Below are 19,496 nucleotides of genomic sequence, written 5' to 3'. Positions count from 1 at the left end.
CCTGGACCGGGAACGGCCGGGGACTCCACCGCTTTTCCGTCTTTCCCGCCACACGCGACGAGGCCCGGCCGGCGGTCCACCGTGGGGCGGTGGGTCGCGGTCCGGGCCTCGGGTGGTGCCGGTCAGTCCTCGCGGTCGTCGCCGGTGTCGCCGGTGTCGCCGTGGTCCCTGGTGTCGCTGACCTCGCCGTCGGCACCGCCGTTACGGCCCCCCTTCGGCTCCCCGGCGGGGCCGGGGGCCGGGCCGGCGGCACTCGTCGGGCCGGAGCGCTTGGTGGCACCGCTCTCGGAACCGTCCGACTCCCGTTCGGCGAGGAACTGCTCCACCACCGCCCCCAGTTCGTCGGCCGAGGGCAACTCCACCGACTCGGCCACCAGGCTGCCCCGGCTCTCGGCGCCGGCCAAAGCGTCGTACTGCTGCTCCAGCCCCCGGACCACGGCCACCAACTCCTCCTCGCCCTCGGCGAGTTGGCGCTCGATCTCGTCCTGGGTACGGAAGGCGTCACCGCGCAGCCCGTGTGCCACGTCCGGCAGCACCAGCCCGGTCGCGGAGGTCACCGCCTCCAGGGTGGCCAGCGCCGCGTCCGGGTAGGGCGAACGCGCCAGGTAGTGCGGCACATGGGCGGCCACCCCGAGCACGTCGTGACCCGCCTCCCCCAGTCGCAGCTCCACCAGGGCGGCGGCGCTGCCCGGGACCTGGGCCTCCTCGAAGGGCGTCTGGTGTCCGGGCACCAGCTCGACACGGTTGCCGTGCGGGGTGAGGCCGACCGGGCGGGTGTGCGGCACGCCCATGGGGATGCCGTGGAAGGTGACGGCCAGTCGCACCCCCAGTCGCTCCACCAACTCCCGTACGGCGGCGGTGAAACGGTCCCACTCCACGTCCGGCTCGGGGCCGCTGAAGACCAGGAACGGGGCGCCGGTGGCATCCCGGAGCAGCCTCAGTTCGAGTTGGGGGGTGGCGTAGTCCACCCAGTGGTCACGTCGGAACCTCATGGTGGGGCGCCGGGCGCGGTAGTCGATCAACCGGTCCACGTCGAAGCGCGCCACCACCTGCTGGTCGGGTTGGTCGGCCAGCAGCCGTTCGATGATCTGCGCCCCGGTCTCGCCGGCGTCGATGAAGCCCTCGAAGTGGTAGAGCATCACCAGACCAGCGCTTTCCTCCTGTCCGAGGATCGCGTCCACGGCCTTCAGGCCGGTGGGCTCCCACTCGTACAATCCCTCGCCACGCTGCCGATCCAGCACTGCTTACGCCCCTCCTCAAACGGTCTCGTCACCTTGCAACAAGGGGAGGGCTGACGCCATTCCCCCAGCGTGCCCATGGCCGCTCACCAAGGGTGAACAACGATGACCCGCCCCCGGAGCCCGGGGGCGGGTCATCGCTCGATCTTCAGCTGTCAGTCACCGAACCGGTGGTTCAGCTCTGGCCACCGGCCAGCTTCTCGCGGAGAGCGGCCAGCGCCTCGTCGGAGGCCAGGGCGCCGGAGTCGTCCTCGGTCTCCGAGGAGTACGAGCCGCCACCGCCGTTGCCACCGCCCTGCGGGGCCGGAGCGCCGGCGTCGCCACCCTCGGCGGCTGCCTGCTCGTCGGCCTCGCGGGACTTGATGACCTGCGCCTGGTGCTGCTCGAACCGGTGCTGCGCCTCGGCGTACTGGTGCTCCCACTCCTCGCGCTGCTTCTCGTACCCCTCCAGCCAGTCGTTGGCCTCGGGGTCGAAGCCCTCGGGGTAGATGTAGTTGCCCTGGTCGTCGTAGGAGGCGGCCATCCCGTAGAGGGTGGGGTCGAACTCCACGACGGAGGGGTCGGAGCCGAAGGACTCGTTGGCCTGCTTCAGCGAGAGGCTGATCCGACGGCGCTCCAGGTCGATGTCGATGACCTTGACGAAGATCTCGTCGTTGACCTGGACGACCTGCTCGGGGATCTCCACGTGGCGCTCGGCCAGCTCGGAGATGTGCACCAGACCCTCGATGCCCTCGTCGACCCGGACGAACGCACCGAACGGCACCAGCTTGGTGACCTTGCCGGGCACGACCTGGCCGATCTGGTGGGTGCGGGCGAACTGCTGCCAGGGGTCTTCCTGGGTGGCCTTGAGGGACAGCGAGACCCGCTCGCGGTCCATGTCCACGTCCAGGACCTCGACCGTGACCTCCTGGCCGACCTCGACGACCTCGGAGGGGTGGTCGATGTGCTTCCAGGACAGCTCGGAGACGTGCACCAGGCCGTCCACGCCACCCAGGTCCACGAAGGCACCGAAGTTGACGATGGAGGAGACGACGCCGGAGCGCACCTGGCCCTTCTGGAGGGTGGTGAGGAAGGTCTGACGGACCTCGCTCTGGGTCTGCTCCAGCCAGGCACGGCGGGACAGGACCACGTTGTTGCGGTTCTTGTCCAGCTCGATGATCTTGGCTTCCAGCTCCTTGCCGACGTACGGCTGGAGGTCGCGGACCCGACGCATCTCCACGAGGGAGGCGGGCAGGAAGCCGCGGAGGCCGATGTCGAGGATGAGGCCGCCCTTGACGACCTCGATGACGGTGCCGGTGACGATGCCGTCCTCGTCCTTGATCTTCTCGATGGTGCCCCAGGCACGCTCGTACTGGGCGCGCTTCTTCGAGAGGATCAGGCGCCCCTCCTTGTCCTCCTTCTGGAGAACCAGGGCCTCGATCTCGTCACCGACGGCGACGACCTCGTTGGGGTCGACGTCGTGCTTGATGGAGAGTTCTCGGGACGGGATGACGCCTTCGGTCTTGTACCCGATGTCGAGCAGGACCTCGTCCCGGTCGACCTTCACGATGACGCCGTCGACGATGTCGCCGTCGTTGAAGTACTTGATCGTCTCGTCGATCGCGGCGAGGAAGGCTTCCTCGGAACCGATGTCGTTAACCGCAACCTGCGGAGTGGTGGCGGTGGTCTCGGTGCTGCTCGTCATGTGGGAATGGGCTCCGGTACGGACATTGAGTCGTCGGCACTGCTACGCCGAGAGCCCGTTATCGCACCGAGGCAAGCCAGCCGGAACCTCATTGAAGAGGGAGAACCGAGGAGACAACCACTGATGCGAGCGCGACCTGCTCCGTCCGAGGCGCGCAGGCCCGCAGCGCAACTTGTAGCATACGGGCGCGGTCAGGGACGGTCAATGCGCGAAAGAGGACATCCGGGACACTGTTCGCCATCCCGGCACCATTGGTTCACGAGCGCGCCTGACCGGCCTCGCCCGCTCGCCCACAACCCCACACCACACCACCACAGACCACCCGATACCGCCCCCGAACCACCAGGCGGTCAGCAAACGGGCGGTGACGCTCACCGGTCCCACGGCCCCCGGCGAACCCACCGGACCCATCGGACCCAGCCCGAGAACGCCACGCAGCTTACGACGACGGACGCCATGACCCAAGAGCCCGGCACCATTCCACACGCCTCCTCCAAAAACGCCGAACCCACGCACGGGGAACACGAGGAAGAGGACGCCCAGGCGGTACGACGGGACGCCGACGTGCCGGAGAGCGTCCGCGCCAACCGTGGCTGGTGGGACCGGAACGCCGACGAGTACCAGCACGACCACGGGGACTTCCTCGGCGACCACCGCTTCGTCTGGTGCCCCGAGGGCCTCGACGAGGCCGAGGCCCGACTGCTCGGCCCCGCCGGATCCCTCGCCGGACGGCATGTGTTGGAGATCGGGGCGGGCGCCGCGCAGTGCTCCCGCTGGCTGGCCCGGCAGGGCGCCCACCCGGTGGCCCTGGACCTGTCCGAGCGGCAGCTGCGGCACGCCCAGCGGCTCGCCCCCACCGGCACCACCGGAGCGGTCCCCCTGGTCCAGGCCGACGCCGGCGCCCTGCCCTTCGCCGACGGCAGCTTCGACCTGGCGTGCTCCGCCTACGGGGCGGTGCCCTTCGTGGCCGACCCTCCCCTGGTGATGCGCGAGGTCCACCGCGTACTGCGCCCCCGGGGACGCTGGGTCTTCTCGGTCACCCACCCGGTGCGCTGGGCGTTCCCCGACGAGCCCGGCCCGGAGGGGCTGACCGTCTGCGACTCGTACTTCGACCGCACGCCCTACGTCGAGCAGGACCAGCGGGGCGAGGCGGTCTACGTGGAGACCCACCGCACCCTGGGTGACCGGGTACGCGACCTGGTCGGCGCCGGCTTCCGGCTGCTGGACCTGGTGGAGCCGGAGTGGCCGGAGCACCACACCCAGGAGTGGGGTGGCTGGTCGCCGTTGCGCGGTCGGTTGATCCCCGGAACGGCGATCTTCGTCTGCGTACGGGACTGACCCCCGTTCCCCGGTGACCCGGGGGGCGATCCAGCGGGCCCGGCGCTCCGGGGCCACTGCGAGACTGGGCCCGTGCCCCTCACCGACCCCCTCCGCGCCCTGCCGGTACACGGCGTCCTGCCCGAACTGGCCGAGGCCCTGCGCCAGCGGGGCACCGCCGTGCTCCAGGCTCCCCCGGGCACCGGCAAGACCACCTTGGTCCCCCTGGCCATGGCGGGACTGGTCCCCTCTCTCCCCGGCGCGGGTGACCGCCCCCGGCGGGTGCTGGTGGCCGAGCCACGGCGGATGGCGGCCCGCTCGGCGGCGGCCCGGATGGCCTGGCTGTTGGGCGAGGAGGGGCCGGGGCACAGCGTGGGCTTCACCGTACGAGGGGAACGCCGGGTCGGACCGGCCACCCGGGTCGAGGTGGTCACCACCGGGGTACTGCTCCAACGCCTGCACCGCGACGAGGAGTTGGGCGGGGTGGACGCGGTACTGGTGGACGAGTGCCACGAACGGCACCTGGACGCCGACACCGCGCTGGCCTTCCTCCTGGACGTACGGGCCACCCTGCGACCCGAACTGTCCCTGGTCGCCACCTCCGCCACCCAGGACAGCGACTCCTGGGCCCGGCTACTGGCCGAACCGGGGCAGCCACCGGCGCCCGTGGTGCGCAGCGAGGTCGCCGGGCATCCGGTGGAGACGCGGTACGCGCCCCCGCCCTCCTCGGTGCGCCCGCCCCTGGGCACCAGGGTCGACCCGGAGATGCTGCGGCACGTGGCGGCGACCGTACGTCGGGCACTGCGCGAGGAGGAGCGGGGCGACCTGCTGTGCTTCCTGCCCGGGGTCGGGGAGATCGCCCGGGTGGCCGGGCTGTTGGGAGACCTGGACGTGGAGGTCACCCAGCTCCACGGGCGGGCCTCCCCCGACCAGCAGCGTCGGGTGCTGGCCGGCTCCGACGGTGACCGGCGGCGGGTGGTGCTGGCCACGGCGGTGGCCGAGTCCAGCCTGACGGTGCCGGGGGTGCGGATCGTGGTCGACTCCGGCCTGGCCCGGGAGCCCCGCACCGACCACGCCCGGGGACTGGGCGCGCTCACCACGGTCACCGCCTCCCAGGCGACGGCCACCCAGCGGGCGGGGCGCGCCGGACGACAGTGGCCGGGGGTGGCCTACCGCTGCTGGTCGGCGACCGAGGAAGCCCTGCGGCCCCGCTGGCCCGCCCCGGAGATCCAGGTGGCCGAACTGTCCGACTTCGCGCTACGGGCGGCGAGTTGGGGTGACCCGGGCGCCGAACGGCTCGCCCTGCTCGACGCCCCTCCGGCCGGTGCCCTGGCCGCCGCGCGACGGGTGTTGCGGGCCCTGGGCGCGGTCGACGAGGAGGGCCGGGTCACCGACCGGGGTGCCCGGTTGGCCGGTCTGGGACTGCCGCCGCGCCTGGCCCGGGCGGCGCTGGACGGAGCGCGCCGGCTGGGGGTGGGGCCGGCCGCCGAGCTGGTGGCCCTGCTGAGCGAGGAGCCTCCGCGCGGGTACGGGGACGACCTGGCGGAAGCCTGGCGTACGGCGCGACGGGGCGGTGACGGGTACGCGGCGCGATGGCGGTCCGAGGCGCGCCGTCTGCGGCGTGCCCTCGCGGAACCGGCCCGGGACGCCGAGGTGTCCGCCGCGCCCTCCGACGAGGAGGCGGCCGGCTGGGTCGCCGCCCTGGCCTTCCCCGAACGGGTGGCCCGCGCCAGCGGGGGACGGGACTTCCTGATGGCCTCCGGCACCCGTGCCGAGGTGTCCGCGAACTCCCCGTTGCGGGAGGCCGACTGGCTCGCGGTGGCGGTCGCCGACCGTCCGGTGGGCGCCTCCTCGGCCCGGGTGGCGCTGGCCGCCCCGATCACCGGGGAGACGGCTCGCGAGGCGGCCTCGACCCTGTGGTCCCGGCGCGACGAGGTCGGCTGGGACCCCGGTCGGGGCGACGTGGTGGCGCGGTCGGTGGACCGGCTCGGCGCCATCGAGTGGTCCGTACGTCCCCTGAGCCGGCCGGACCCCGCCCTGGTGACGGCGGCGGTACGCGAGGGGCTGGAGCGGGAGGGGCTGGACCTGCTGCGGTGGGGCCCGGCGGCCCGCTCGTTGCGGGAACGACTGGCGTTCCTGCACCGGGAGTTGGGCGACCCCTGGCCCCCGGTGGACGACGCGGCCCTGCTGGAACGGCTGGCGGAGTGGCTGCCGCCCGGTGTCGGCTCCCGGGCCGACCTGGGACGGGTGGACGCCCTGTCCCTGCTCAACACCCTGATGCCGTGGCGGAGCGGGGTGGCCGGCCGTCTGGACGAACTGGCCCCGGAACGGCTGGAGTTGCCCTCGGGAACCCGTACCCGTCTGGACTACTCCGGGGAACGGCCGGTACTGGCCGCACGGGTGCAGCACCTGTTCGGCCTCTGGGAGACGCCCCGGATCGCTGACGGACGGGTACCGCTGCGGGTGGAGCTGCTCTCCCCCGCCGGCCGTCCGGCTGCCGTCACCTCGGACCTGGCCACCTTCTGGCGCGAGGGGTATCCGGCGGTGCGCTCCGACCTGCGCGGCCGTTACCCCAAGCACGCCTGGCCGCTGGACCCCAGGGACCCCACCCGGACCCGCTGACCCGGCGGAGCCGGACCGGCGCCCTCCCGCGCGGCCGGTCGCCGACGGAGAGGCGGTCGTGCCCCCGGGGGGACACCGCGACGAACGGCGAGGCGTCCTATGCGGGTGCGTGGTGGCCGGGGCGCCCCCCCTTGCCCGTACGGCGGTCGCTGTCGACGGCCCGGGCCGCTTCCCCGGCGCGCCTCGGGAACCGGGGTACCGCCACGCCACGTGGACCCGAGGCGTACGGGGTCTCCCCATAGAGGGGACCGGTCTACGAGGAGGTCCCCGGCCGTCCCCGGCGTGGTGACCAGAAGTCGGGACCGGAATCGGCCACCCACCGTCTGCCCGATCCCCCACCCACGGCGGGCGCGAGGGCTGCGCTGCCGGAGCGCTGCCGGAACGCTGCTGGAACACCGCCCGGAGGAGGTCGGAGCGGTTCGTGGGTCAGTAACGCTCCACCCACCGGTGACCGGTGGGTGGACGGGCGGCCCGGGCCGGGTGCTCCCGAACGTAGGCCCCCGTACCCCGGCACCCGAGACTCCCGGCGCACGGGGGCGCTCTTCGGAGGCACCGTGACGGTACCGACGGGCCGAGGATCCGTGGAGGGACGAGCCGCGCGAGAACCACGAGGTCCCTCCCCGTGGTGACCGGGGAGGGACCTCGTGGAAGAAGGGAAGGAAGGGGTGTCAGTCCACCCGGCCCACGGCCGCACTGCTGGTGGTGGGCGAGGGGCTCGGAGTGGGCTTGTCGCTCTCCTTGCCGTCGTCCTCACCGCCGTCCCCGCAGGGGTCGTCGCTCTCGGTCGGCGTCGGCGAGGCGGTGTCCGACGGGCTCTCGGTGGGAGTCTGCGTCGGGCTTCCGGTCGGGGTCGGAGTGGGCTTCTGGGTGGGGGTCTCGGTGGGCGAGGGGCTCTCGGAGTCGGTCGGGCTCTCCGTGGGCGTCGGCGAACCGGTGTCCGTCGGGCAACCGGTCGGCGAGGGGCTGGCGTCCGTGGGAGTGGGGCTCGGCTTGTCGGACGGCTTGTCCGTGGGCGTGGGCTTGGGACTGCTGGGCTTGTCCGTCGGCGTCGGCTTGGACGTGGGAGTCGGGCTGTCCGGCTTGTCGGTCGGGGTGGGCTTGCCGGTGGGCTTCGCGCTCCCGCCGCCCTTGCCGGCCTTGCCTCCTTCACCCCCGGGTCCGCCACCGGTCGCCGGGCTGGTGGGCAGCGGGCCCTTGCCGTCCGGCACCTTGTGGGTGCCCTCGCGGTAGAACTCGTACCAGGCGAGGACCGTACGCAGGTACTCCCCCGAGTGGTTGTACGACAGGATCGCCGCGTCCAGACCGGACTTGGTCTTCAGGTCACGCTCACCGGAGCAGAGGTAGTGGCCGGCGGCGAGGGCCGCGTCGAACACGTTGTGCGGGTCGCGCTTGCCGTCGCCGTTGCCGTCGGCGCCCCAGCGGTTCCAGGTGCCGGGGATGAACTGCATGGGCCCCACGGCACGGTCGTAGGTGCTGTTGCCGTCCAGGGCACCGTTGTCGGTGTCCTCGATCTGGGCGAAGCCCTGGCCGTTGAGCACTGGGCCGAGGATCGGCTTGAGGGTGGTGCCGTCCTTGTCCACTGCTCCCCCGCGCGCCTGACCGGACTCCACCTTGCCGATGGCGGCCAGCAGTTGCCAGCTCAGCCGGCAGGAGGGGTCGCTGGAGCGCACCGAGCGCTCCGCCTTCTGGTACGCGGCCAGCACGGTGGCCGGGATGCCCGACTGGCGGGGCCCCTCGTCTCCGGGGGCCGGACGCTGGGTGGGAGTGGGGGACTTCAGCGGCGGGAGGTCGGTGTAGTACGAGTCGTCACCGGGGACGTCCTGGTCCGGCGTGGGGCGTGCCTGGTCGTCCTTGGCCGTCTCCAACGCCGGTGCCTGTGAGGCGGTCAGCGCGGCCATCGCCAGCACGGCGACCGCCGTGCCCACGGTGCCGCGACGCACAGTGGCGGATGCCCCCGGCTTGGCGTGCCGAGCGGTGTGCCTGCCTCGATAACGAGCCCCCATGGCTGGCTGATCCTCCCCGTGGATAACAGTGTGCCGCGCAGAGCTTACGGCAACCGCCCCGACTCAGCTACCCAAACCGGACAGTTGGGGATCTCGTCCTCCCGGCCGTGACCTGGGATTTCGCCCCTCCCGTACGAGGAACGGTGGCCGCCCTCACATACGGGGGCACACTCGGGGTCTCCCAACCCCCCGCACCCGGCGGGCGGTTGGGAGACCTCCAGGGCGGGGCGTGCTCAGTGGGCGGCGGACTCCCAGTCCCGGCCGCTGCCGAGGGACACGTCCAGCGGGGCGCGCAGCTCGGCGGCCCGGGGCATCTCGCGCAGCAGCAGGTCCTCCACCGACTGCCGCTCGCCCTCGGCCAGTTCCAGCACGATCTCGTCGTGCACCTGGAGCAGCATCCGGGACCGCAGTCCCTCCTCGCGGAGCGCCTTGTCCACCCTGAGCATGGCGACCTTGACGATGTCGGCGGCGGTGCCCTGGATGGGGGCGTTGAGCGCCATCCGCTCGGCCATCTCCCGGCGTTGCCGGTTGTCGCTGGTCAGGTCGGGCAGGTACCGGCGGCGGCCCATGATGGTCTGGGTGTATCCGGTGGCGCGGGCCTCCTCCACGACCCGGTGCAGGTAGTCGCGCACCCCGCCGAAGCGCTCGAAGAAGGTGTCCATCAGCTTGCGGGCCTCGTCCGGGGTGATGGCCAGCTGCTGGGAGAGCCCGAACGCGGACAGTCCGTACGCCAGGCCGTAGGACATGGCCTTGATCTTCCGGCGCATCTCGGGGTCGACCTGGTCGTGGGGCACCGAGAACACCTGGGAGGCGACCGTGGTGTGCAGGTCCTCCCCGGTGGTGAACGCCTCGATCAGGCCCTCGTCCTCGGAGAGATGGGCCATCACCCGCAGTTCGATCTGGCTGTAGTCGGCGGTGAGCAGGCTCTCGTACCCCTCGCCGACGACGAAGCCGCGCCGGATGGCCCGCCCGTCGTCGGTGCGCACCGGGATGTTCTGGAGGTTGGGGTCGGTGGAGGACAGCCGGCCGGTGGCCGCGACGGTCTGGTGGAAGGTGGTGTGGATACGGCCGTCGGGGGCGATGGTCTTGATCAGCCCCTCCACCGTCGCCCGCAGCTTGGACTGCTCGCGGTGACGGAGCATCAGCACCGGCAGCTCGTTGTCCGTCTGGCCGGCGAGCCAGGCCAGGGCGTCGGCGTCGGTGGTGTAACCCGTCTTGGTCTTCTTGGTCTTCGGCAGCCCCAGCTCGCCGAACAGCACCTCCTGGAGCTGCTTGGGCGAACCGAGGTTGAACTCGTGGCCGGCGGCCTCGTGCGCGGCCTCGACGGCCTGGCGCACCGCGTCGGCGAACCGCTGCTCGATGCCGTCCAGCCACTCGCGGTCGGCGGCGATACCGGCCCGCTCCATCCGGGCCAGCAGGGCGGAGGTGGGCAGTTCCAGGTCGACCAGCAGCTCGGCGGCGCCGACCTCGCGCAGGCGCTCCTCGAAGACCTCGCTGAGGTCGAGGATCACCCGGGCCTGGCTCATCAGGGCGGTGGCCGCGGCCCCTCCGGGACCGTCGGTCTCCTCCACCTCGAAGGCGAGCTGGCCGTTGTCCTCGGCCGGGGGTGCGAGGTCCCGCCCGAGGTACTCCAGGGCGAGGGCGTCCAGGGCGGACGTACGGCGGCCGGGCTTGACCAGGTAGGCGGCCAGGGCGCTGTCCATCACCACCCCGTCCAGCTCCCAGCCCCGCTCGGCGAACACCTTCGCCAGACGCTTGGCGTCGTGCACCGCCTTGGGCTGGCCGGCGTCGGACAACCAGGCGGCGAACTCCCGCTCGTCCTCGGCGTCCATGACGACCGGGTCCCACCAGACCGCCGGCCCCTCGGCGGTGGCGAGGGCGATCTCGGTGACCTCTCCACTGCCCAGGCTCCAGCTGTCCACGGTGTCCAGGCCAAGCCGCCGCCCCCGGTGCTCCCGCAGCCAGGGGGCCAGCTCGCCGGCGGCCAGCGCGGCGCCATCCACCTCGACCCCGGGGGCCGGCTCCGTCTCCTCCGCCTCGGCGCCGGGGTCGACGGCGAACAGGCGCTCGCGGAGGTTGGGGTTACGGAACTCCAGGTCGTCCAGCAGGATGGTCAGTTGCTGGCGGTCGTAGGGCGTGCGGCCCAGCTCGGTCGGCCCCTGGTCGAGTTCGACGTCCCGCACCATCTCGGTGAGCCGGCGGTTGAGGCGGACCGCGTCCAGGTGGTCGCGCAGTGCCTGGCCGGCCTTGCCCTTGACCTCGTCGGCGCGGTCAACGAGGTCGGCGAAGGAACCGAACTGCTTGATCCACTTGGTGGCGGTCTTCTCGCCCACCCCGGGGATGCCGGGGAGGTTGTCCGAGGGGTCGCCGCGCAGGGCGGCGAAGTCCGGGTACTGGGCGGGGGTGAGGTCGTACTTCTCCTCCACCTTCTGGGGGGTGAACCGGGTCAGCTCCGAGACGCCCTTGGTGGGGTAGAGGACGGTGACCCTGTCACTGACCAGCTGGAGGCAGTCACGGTCACCGGTGACGATGGAGACGTCGAAGCCGAGCGCCTCGGCCTGGCTGGCGAGGGTGGCGATGATGTCGTCCGCCTCGAAGCCCTCGACGGCGAAGCGGCGCACGCCCATCGCGTCCAGCAGGTCACCGATCAGGTCCACCTGGCTGCGGAACTCGTCCGGGGTCTTGGAGCGGTTGGCCTTGTACTCGGCGAACTCCTCCGAGCGCCAGGTCTTGCGGGACACGTCGAAGGCCACCGCGAAGTGGGTGGGCGCCTCGTCGCGGAGGGTGTTGGCCAGCATGGAGGTGAAGCCGTAGACCGCGTTGGTCTGCTGGCCGGCGGTGGTGGAGAAGTTCTCCGCGGGCAGGGCGTAGAAGGCGCGGTACGCCAGGGAGTGCCCGTCCATCAGGAGCAGACGGCCCGGTGTCCGCCCGTCGGCCGACGTCGGGTCCGGTGTCGCCGCCGGGTTCGCTCCTGGTGCCGTCTTCGATGCTGTCGTTGCCGAGTTCTCTGCCGCGTTCTTTGCCACGTCGCCGATACTCCCACGGCCCACCGACAACCCGGTCCGCGCCCGCACGGAAGGCCTCGGGCGCCCGGCCGGCACCCCGGCCCGGGTGGTGGTTCGGCCCCCTGTTCCCGTGGGCGGACCGTGGAACAATCGGGGTATGAGCCCCACGCCCCGAAAGCCCCCGGTGGAGGACCCCCCGCAGGACGCGCCCGAGGTGGGTGAGCCCCAACGCTACGCGGCCGGTGCCCCGGCCGTGGGGGTCTCGCTGCGCATGGCCCGACAGCAGATGGGGGCGCGGCGCACCGCGTTGACCCTGCTGCGGGTCAACCAGCCCGAGGGCTTCGACTGCCCGGGCTGTGCCTGGCCGGAGCCGGGGCGCACCCACACCGCGGAGTTCTGCGAGAACGGCGCCAAGGCGGTGGCCGAGGAGGCGACCCTGCGCCGGGTCACCCCGGAGTTCTTCGCCGAGCACCCGCTGTCCGACCTGGCCGAGCGCTCCGGGTACTGGCTGGGCCAGCAGGGCCGGCTGACCCAGCCGATGTATCTGGAGCGCTCCGGCGACGGGAGCACGGACCGGTACGAACCGGTGTCCTGGGAGCGGGCGTTCGCCCTCGTCGCCGAGGAACTGCGGGCGCTGGACTCGCCGGACGAGGCCCTGTTCTACACCTCCGGCCGCACCAGCAACGAGGCGGCCTTCCTCTACCAGCTCTTCGCCCGGCAGCTGGGCACCAACAACCTGCCGGACTGCAGCAACATGTGCCACGAGTCCTCGGGCTCGGCGTTGACCGAGACCCTCGGGGTGGGCAAGGGCAGCGTGCTGCTGGAGGACCTGCACCAGGCGGACCTGATCATCGTGGCCGGGCAGAACCCGGGCACCAACCACCCCCGGATGCTGTCGGCGCTGGAGCGGGCCAAGCAGGCCGGTGCCTCGATCATCACCGTGAACCCGCTGCCCGAGGCCGGCATGGAGCGGTTCAAGAACCCGCAGACGGTACGGGGGCTGGCCGGTGGCGGCACCCGGTTGACCGACCTGTTCCTCCAGGTCCGTATCGGCGGGGACCAGGCCCTGTTCCGTGCCCTGTGCCGGCTGGTCCTGGAGGCCCAGGACGCGCGGGACGCCGGAGACCCCCCGCCCGAGGGCGCGGCGGGGCCCGCCGTGGACCGGGAGTTCGTGGCGGAACACACCCACGGCTTCGAGGAGTTCGCCGCCGTCGCCCGGCAGGCCGACTGGGAGGAGACCCTGCGGGCCACCGGGCTGCGCCGGGAGGAGATCGAGGAGGCCGCCCGGATGCTGCTGGCCTCGCGGCGCACCGTGGTCTGCTGGGCGATGGGCCTCACCCAGCACAAGCACTCGGTGCCCACCATCCGGGAGATCGTCAACCTGTTGCTGCTGCGCGGTGACGTGGGCAAGCCCGGGGCCGGGGTGTGTCCGGTACGCGGCCACAGCAACGTGCAGGGCGACCGCACCATGGGGATCGTGGAGAAGCCGCCCGGGCAGCTGCTGGACGCGCTGGAGCGGGAGTTCGGCCTGGCGATGCCCCGCGAACACGGGCTGGACACGGTGGAGTCCATCCGGGCGTTGCGGGACGGCGAGGCCAAGGTGTTCTTCGCCATGGGCGGCAACTTCGTGGCCGCCTCCCCCGACACCGAGGTGACCGAACGGGCCATGCGGCGCGCGAGGTTGACGGTGCAGGTGTCCACCAAGCTGAACCGCTCGCACTGTGTCACCGGCGACCGTGCGCTGATCCTGCCCACCCTGGGGCGTACCGAGCGGGACGTGCAGGAGAGCGGGCCGCAGCGGGTGACCGTGGAGGACTCCATGGGGCAGGTGCACGCCTCGCGGGGTCGACTGGAGCCGGCGAGTGAGCGGTTGCTGTCCGAGGTGGCGATCGTCTGCCGGCTGGCCCGCGCGGTGTTCGGTGACGACTCCCCCGTCCCCTGGGCGGAGTTCGAGCGGGACTACGCCACGGTGCGGGACCGTATCTCCCGGGTGATCCCCGGGTTCGAGGACTTCGAGCGGCGGATCGACCAGCCCGGTGGGTTCACGCTGCCGCACGCGCCACGGGACGAGCGTCGTTTCCCCACCGCCGTGGGCAGGGCCCTGTTCACCTCGGCCCCGTTGGAGTACCCGCGGGTGCCCCGGGGTCGGCTGCTGTTGCAGACCCTGCGCTCCCACGACCAGTACAACACCACGATCTACGGCCTCGACGACCGCTACCGAGGGGTGCGGGGCGGCCGTCGGGTGGTGCTGGTCCACCCCGAGGACGCCCGCGAACTGGGCCTGGAGGACGGGGAGTTGGCCCATCTGACCAGTGAGTGGCGGGACGGTTCGACCCGTACCGCCAAGGACTTCCGGGTGATCCACTACCCCACGGCCCGGGGCTGCGCGGCGGCGTACTACCCGGAGACCAACGTGTTGGTCCCCCTGGACTCCACCGCCGACGTCAGCAACACCCCGGCCAGCAAGTCCGTGGTGGTGACGGTCACCCCGGCCTGAGGCCGCTCCCGACGGAGGACGTCCCGCCGTTGCCACCCCGAGGGGGCGGCGAGGGTGCCGGGTGCGAGACTGCCGAGGTCAGCACCCCGGTACGACGTCGACGAACGGAGCCCCACATGGGAGAAGGTTCCCAGGCCACCACGTTCCCGCAGGAGATCCTCGACCAGTGGACCGGTCTCGGCATCGACCTGCCCGCCCTGTTCTCCGCCGGTCACCTCGGGGAACGGATGGGGCTGCGGGTGTTGGAGGCCTCCCCGGAGCGGGTGGTCGGCACCCTTCCCGTGGAGGGCAACACCCAGCCGTACGGGCTGCTGCACGGGGGCGCCTCGGCGGTGCTCGCCGAGACCCTCGGATCGGTCGGCGCCATGCTGCACGGCGGCCCGCACAAGGTCGCCGTCGGGGTGGACCTCAACTGCACCCACCACCGGGGGATGCGCTCCGGGCTGGTGACCGGGGTGGCCACGCCGGTGCACCGGGGGCGCACCTCCGCCTGCTACGACGTGGCGATCACCCAGGAGGAGGGGAAGCGGGTCTGCACGGCGCGGTTGACCTGTGCCCTGCGCGACGCCGAGTGACACCGGGCACCCGCCGTCCGACCGCCGTCCGGCCGGTGCCCGGATGGTCGTTCCGGGTGCCCGTTCCGGGGCCGGTCGCCCACCCGCGCCGAGCCCTCGGACAACGGCTCCCGGGGCGCCCCGGGGCACGTACGGATAACGGACGCCGCCCGTGGGGCGCTGAGCGGTGCCCGTTGGTGGAACTGCGGATACGTGCCGCGCAACCTGTCCGATACACGAAGGACACCACCGGGTGATACGGGCGATGACCACGGAACACGCCATCCGGGCGGTACGTCATAACAAGAACGTCACATCATCGCCAGCACCTCTGCCAGCGCGCTCCCCCTGGTCTTAGAGTCACCGCCAGTCATCGCGTGCGTCGGGATCAGCGCCGTGAGCCCCTCAAGCCACGCATCACACCCGGCGCACGCCACGGCCTGACACAGGCCGCGCCCGGGGAAAGGACTGAACGTGCGTCACCGCTCCTTGCTCATTCTCACCACCGCGGTCACCACAGGGGCACTCACGCTGTCCGCCTGTGGTTCCCGTGACGATTCCGGTGGATCCGGCGGTGACGGGGACACCAAGACCGTCACCATCGGACTGGACGCGCCGCTCACCGGCGACCTGTCCGCACTTGGCCAGGGCATCAAGAACTCGGCGGAGCTGGCGACCAAGATCGCCAACAAGAACAAGGAAGTCGACGGGGTCGAGTTCAAGCTGGAGGCGCTGGACGACGCCGCCCAGCCCTCGTCCGGCCAGCAGAACGCCAACAAGCTGATCGCCGACGACGATGTCGTGGGCGCCGTGGGCCCCCTGAACTCCAACGTCGGCCAGTCGATGCAGAAGGTCTTCGACAAGGCCGGCATGGTGCAGGTGTCCCCGGCCAACACCGCTCCCGAGCTGTCCCAGGGCAACGCCTGGCGCACCGGCAAGAAGGAGCGGCCGTTCGACACCTACTTCCGCACCTGCGCCACCGACGCGGTGCAGGGCCCCTTCGCCGCCCGGTACATCTACGAGGAGAAGAAGCTCAAGAAGGGCTTCATCATCGACGACAAGAAGACCTACGGTAAGGGCCTCGCGGGCACCTTCCGTCAGGAGTTCACCAAGCTCGGCGGGAAGGTCGTGGGCACCGACCACGTCGACCCGAAGGAGAAGGACTTCACCGCGGTCGCCAACAAGGTGAAGAAGGCCGGCGCCGACTTCGTCTACTACGGCGGCGAGTACCCGGCCGGTGCTCCGATGACCGACCAGATCAAGAAGGCCGGAGCCAAGATCCCGGTCGTCGGCGGTGACGCCCTGTTCAGTGGCGAGTACATCAAGCTCGCCAAGAAGAACTCCGAAGGCGACATCGCCTCCTCCGTCGGTATGCCGCTGGAGGAGCTGGACACGGCCAAGGAGTTCATGAAGAACTACAAGGCCGCCAAGTACGACCTGCCGTACGAGGCCTACGGCGGTTACGCCTACGACTCGACCTGGGCCATCATTCAGGCCGTGAAGAAGGTCGCCGAGGACGGTGACGGTCTCCCCGAGGACATGAAGGAGACCCGCGAGAAGGTCGTCAAGGCCATGGCGGACGTCAAGTTCGAAGGTGTCAGCGGCCAGATCGGCTTCGACAAGTTCGGTGACACCACCAACAAGCAGCTCACCCTTTACCAAGTGAAGGGTGGCAAGCACGTGCCCGTGAAGAAGGGCACCTTCAAGGAGTAACCGGGGTCGTACCACCCCAGCTCGATCCCAGAGCCGCGCGGGGCGTCCACGCCCCGCGCGGCCCCTTCGCCCCACCTTCGGCAGCCCGGGCCTCACCCCCGCGCGACTGCACGATGCTGATACCCACTCGGAGGCCCCGCGGTGACCGACTTGCCGCAGCAACTGGCCAGTGGACTGATTCTCGGCGCGATGTACGGCCTCATCGCGATCGGGTACACGATGGTCTACGGCATTGTTCAACTCATTAACTTCGCCCATGGCGAGATCTTCATGATCGGAGCGTTCGGCGCCCTCACCGCGTGGATGTGGCTGCCGAGCGGAACGTCACTCGCGGTCGCCCTGCCACTGATGCTGGTGTTGGCGATCCTGTGTTCCACCCTCGTCGGGATAGGCGCCGAACGTTTCGCCTACCGTCCGCTTCGCGGCGGTCCCCGACTGGCGCCCCTGATCACCGCCATCGGTCTGTCCATCCTGCTCCAGCAGGCGGTGTGGACCTTCTACCCGGACGCCAAGCGCCCGCGCAGCTTCCCCCAGTTCAGCGGCGGTTCGCTGGACCTGGGGTTGTTCAGCGTCCAGCGCGGTGAGCTGTTCCTGCTGATCGCCGCCCCGGTCTGCATGATCGCGCTGGGCTTCTTCGTGTCCAAGACCCGCACCGGCCGGGCCATGCAGGCCACCTCGCAGGACCCGGACACCGCCAAGCTCATGGGCATCAACACCGACCGCATCATCGTCACCGCCTTCGCCATCGGCGCCGCCTTCGCCGCTGTCGCGGCCGTGGCCCACGGCCTGAAGTACGGGCAGATCGACTTCAAGATCGGCTTCATCGCCGGTCTGAAGGCGTTCACCGCGGCGGTACTCGGCGGCATCGGCAACATCTACGGAGCCATGATCGGCGGCCTGGTGCTGGGGCTCGCCGAGTCCCTGGCCACCGCCTACATCGAGAACATCCCCGGGATGGAGCAACTCGGTGGCGGCGCCTGGAAGAACGTCTGGGCCTTCGTCCTGCTGATCCTCGTGCTGCTCCTGCGACCACAGGGGTTGCTCGGCGAACGCGTAACGGACAGGGCGTGATCACCGTGACGAACCAGAACACGACCGACCGGGCCACTCCGGGCGCCCTGACCCTGCCCGGCGACCTGCCCCGCTACCTGACCCTCGCCGGTGCCGTGATCACCCTGATCAGCACCTACCTCGCCTGGACCTGGACGGCGAAGTTCCCCGGCGACCTGACCTACTACGGCTCGCCGATCGACCTCCAGGTCCTCACCCTGCTGGGCGCGGTGCTCACCGGGCTGTTCATGCTCGGCGCCATGGGCGTACCGGGCCTTCGGGTGCTCACCCCGGGCGGCAAGCACAGCCCGGTGCTGCTGTTGGCCCTCGGCACCCTGGCCACCACCTGGTACACCGTCATCGCCATCGTCACCGAGCTGGGTGGCATGGTGAACCTGGAGCCGGGCGCCTGGGTGGCCGCCGTCGGTTCGCTGGTCGCCGTGGTGGGCGCGCTGGCCCTGCCGGCCGACACCCCCTACGACGACCCGACGAAGCCGCACCCCAACGCGTTGCAGCGCCTGGTGCACTCCTTCAAGGCGCCCACGCCGGCCGCCCCGGCCAAGACCCTGTCCGGTCCGCTGGAGATCCTGCTGATCGCGGTCTCCTTCGGCTTGGGGCTGTACGTCTTCACCTACGGCATCGACACCGCGTACGCCGAACTCTTCGTCGGCTACCTGCTGCTGGTGGGCTTCGGCGCCGCCGCTCTCACCCGGGCCGGCCTCAACCGTCGGCTGTCGGCGCTGACCGGCAAGCACCGCAACGTGGCGCTCACCGCGGCCTTCGTGGCGGCGGCCTGCTTCCCGTTCACCCAGACCAGCGACCAGTACACCTCCATCGCGGCCAACATCCTGATCTTCGCCACCGTGGCCCTGGGCCTGAACGTGGTCGTCGGTCTGGCCGGTCTGCTGGACCTGGGGTACGTCGCCTTCCTGGGCGTCGGCGCCTACGCCGCCGCCCTGGTCTCGGGAGCCGACAACTCCCTGGCGAACCTGCCCTTCTGGGCGGCGGTGCTGGTCGGCGCGCTCGCCTCGCTGGTCTTCGGCGTGGTAATCGGCGCGCCCACCCTGCGACTGCGGGGTGACTACCTGGCGATCGTGACCCTGGGCTTCGGTGAGATCTTCCGTATCGGCATGGAGAACCTGGACGGTTCCTCCGGGCCGAAGGTCACCAACGGCGCCAACGGCATCGCCAACATCCCGGACCTGGAGCTGTTCGGCTTCAACTTCGGGGAGGAACACAGCTTCCTGGGCTTCGAGTTGGGCTCCTTCGCCAACTACTACCTGTTGATGCTGCTGTTCACCATCGCCATCGTGACGATCTTCCGGCGCTCGGACCAGTCCCGCATCGGTCGGGCCTGGGTGGCGATCCGCGAGGACGAGACGGCCGCCCGCGCCATGGGCATCAACGCCTTCCGGCTCAAGCTGGTGGCCTTCGCCCTGGGCGCGACCCTGGCCGGCCTCGCCGGTACGGTGCAGGCCCACGTGACCTCCTCGGTCACGCCGGAGCAGTACCAGTTCGTCGAGGTGGTACCGCCCAACTCGGCCTTCCTGCTGGCGGCGGTGATCCTCGGCGGCATGGGCACCATCTCCGGTCCGCTGATCGGCGCCTCGCTGCTGTACCTGATCCCGGCGAAGCTCCAGTTCATCGGTGACTACCAGCTGCTGCTGTTCGGTCTGGCCCTGATCCTGCTGATGCGCTTCCGCCCCGAGGGCCTGATCGCCGACCGCCGCAAGCAGCTCGAATTCCATGAAACCGGACAGATCGACTCCCCCAAGGTCGACGCCGGCCTCAGCAAGGCGGAGGCATGACCGAC

The 19,496-nt window shown here is 71.2% G+C and carries 10 protein-coding genes and 1 pseudogene; 7 read left to right on the top strand and 4 right to left on the bottom strand.

From position 1 onward, the window contains the following. Positions 1 to 290: 290 nt before the first annotated feature. Both ABZT14_RS09725 and rpsA read right to left on the bottom strand, forming a co-directional pair. A pseudogene (locus ABZT14_RS09725) lies at positions 291 to 1,241 on the bottom strand (PAC2 family protein); the annotation flags it as partial. Positions 1,242 to 1,413: 172 nt separating this feature from the next. Continuing rightward, entirely contained in the window at positions 1,414 to 2,922 is a 1,509-nt protein-coding gene (gene rpsA, locus ABZT14_RS09720) for a 30S ribosomal protein S1 (RefSeq protein WP_356299083.1), read from the bottom strand. A 456-nt stretch (positions 2,923 to 3,378) separates the two neighbouring features. Between rpsA and ABZT14_RS09715 the strand changes: the two genes are divergently transcribed. After that, positions 3,379 to 4,260, top strand: coding sequence for a class I SAM-dependent methyltransferase (locus ABZT14_RS09715; RefSeq protein ID WP_356299080.1), 882 nt, complete (start codon positions 3,379 to 3,381; stop codon positions 4,258 to 4,260). A 72-nt stretch (positions 4,261 to 4,332) separates the two neighbouring features. After that, complete coding sequence (gene hrpB / locus ABZT14_RS09710; protein ID WP_356299078.1) at positions 4,333 to 6,861, top strand: ATP-dependent helicase HrpB; 2,529 nt, start codon at positions 4,333 to 4,335, stop codon at positions 6,859 to 6,861. Between the two features lie 668 nt (positions 6,862 to 7,529). On the opposite strand, the gene ABZT14_RS09705 is transcribed toward hrpB, so the two are convergent. Together ABZT14_RS09705 and polA are read right to left on the bottom strand one after the other, a co-directional pair. Next, the gene (locus ABZT14_RS09705) at positions 7,530 to 8,864 is read right to left on the bottom strand and encodes a lytic murein transglycosylase (protein WP_356299076.1); all 1,335 of its coding nucleotides are present in this window, start codon (positions 8,862 to 8,864) and stop codon (positions 7,530 to 7,532) included. A gap of 233 nt (positions 8,865 to 9,097) precedes the next feature. Continuing rightward, on the bottom strand, positions 9,098 to 11,767 hold the full coding sequence (polA, locus tag ABZT14_RS09700) for a DNA polymerase I (protein WP_356299074.1): 2,670 nt from the start codon (positions 11,765 to 11,767) through the stop codon (positions 9,098 to 9,100). Positions 11,768 to 12,026: 259 nt separating this feature from the next. Here polA and ABZT14_RS09695 point away from each other — a divergent pair, with 259 nt between their 5' ends. The 5 genes from ABZT14_RS09695 (at position 12,027) to ABZT14_RS09675 (ending at position 19,491) form a co-directional block, all read left to right on the top strand. Beyond that, positions 12,027 to 14,366 carry an FdhF/YdeP family oxidoreductase gene (locus ABZT14_RS09695; protein WP_356299072.1) on the top strand — a complete coding sequence of 780 codons (2,340 nt, stop codon included), beginning with the start codon at positions 12,027 to 12,029 and terminating at the stop codon, positions 14,364 to 14,366. A 116-nt stretch (positions 14,367 to 14,482) separates the two neighbouring features. Next, positions 14,483 to 14,941 carry a PaaI family thioesterase gene (locus ABZT14_RS09690; RefSeq protein ID WP_356299070.1) on the top strand — a complete coding sequence of 153 codons (459 nt, stop codon included), beginning with the start codon at positions 14,483 to 14,485 and terminating at the stop codon, positions 14,939 to 14,941. A 453-nt stretch (positions 14,942 to 15,394) separates the two neighbouring features. Then, on the top strand, positions 15,395 to 16,633 hold the full coding sequence (locus tag ABZT14_RS09685) for a branched-chain amino acid ABC transporter substrate-binding protein (RefSeq protein WP_356299068.1): 1,239 nt from the start codon (positions 15,395 to 15,397) through the stop codon (positions 16,631 to 16,633). Positions 16,634 to 16,774: 141 nt separating this feature from the next. Beyond that, positions 16,775 to 17,704 carry a branched-chain amino acid ABC transporter permease gene (locus ABZT14_RS09680; RefSeq protein WP_356299066.1) on the top strand — a complete coding sequence of 310 codons (930 nt, stop codon included), beginning with the start codon at positions 16,775 to 16,777 and terminating at the stop codon, positions 17,702 to 17,704. 47 nt (positions 17,705 to 17,751) lie between these two features. Further along, positions 17,752 to 19,491: a branched-chain amino acid ABC transporter permease gene (locus ABZT14_RS09675; protein ID WP_356299353.1), complete on the top strand. Its 1,740-nt coding sequence runs from the start codon at positions 17,752 to 17,754 to the stop codon at positions 19,489 to 19,491. Positions 19,492 to 19,496: the final 5 nt, after the last annotated feature.

Origin of the sequence: Streptomyces sp. NPDC005438, assembly GCF_040606315.1 — a bacterium.
GTDB lineage: Bacteria > Actinomycetota > Actinomycetes > Streptomycetales > Streptomycetaceae > Streptomyces.
Note: the sequence above shows the minus strand (reverse complement) of the source record. Positions and strands in the feature narration are given on the sequence as shown.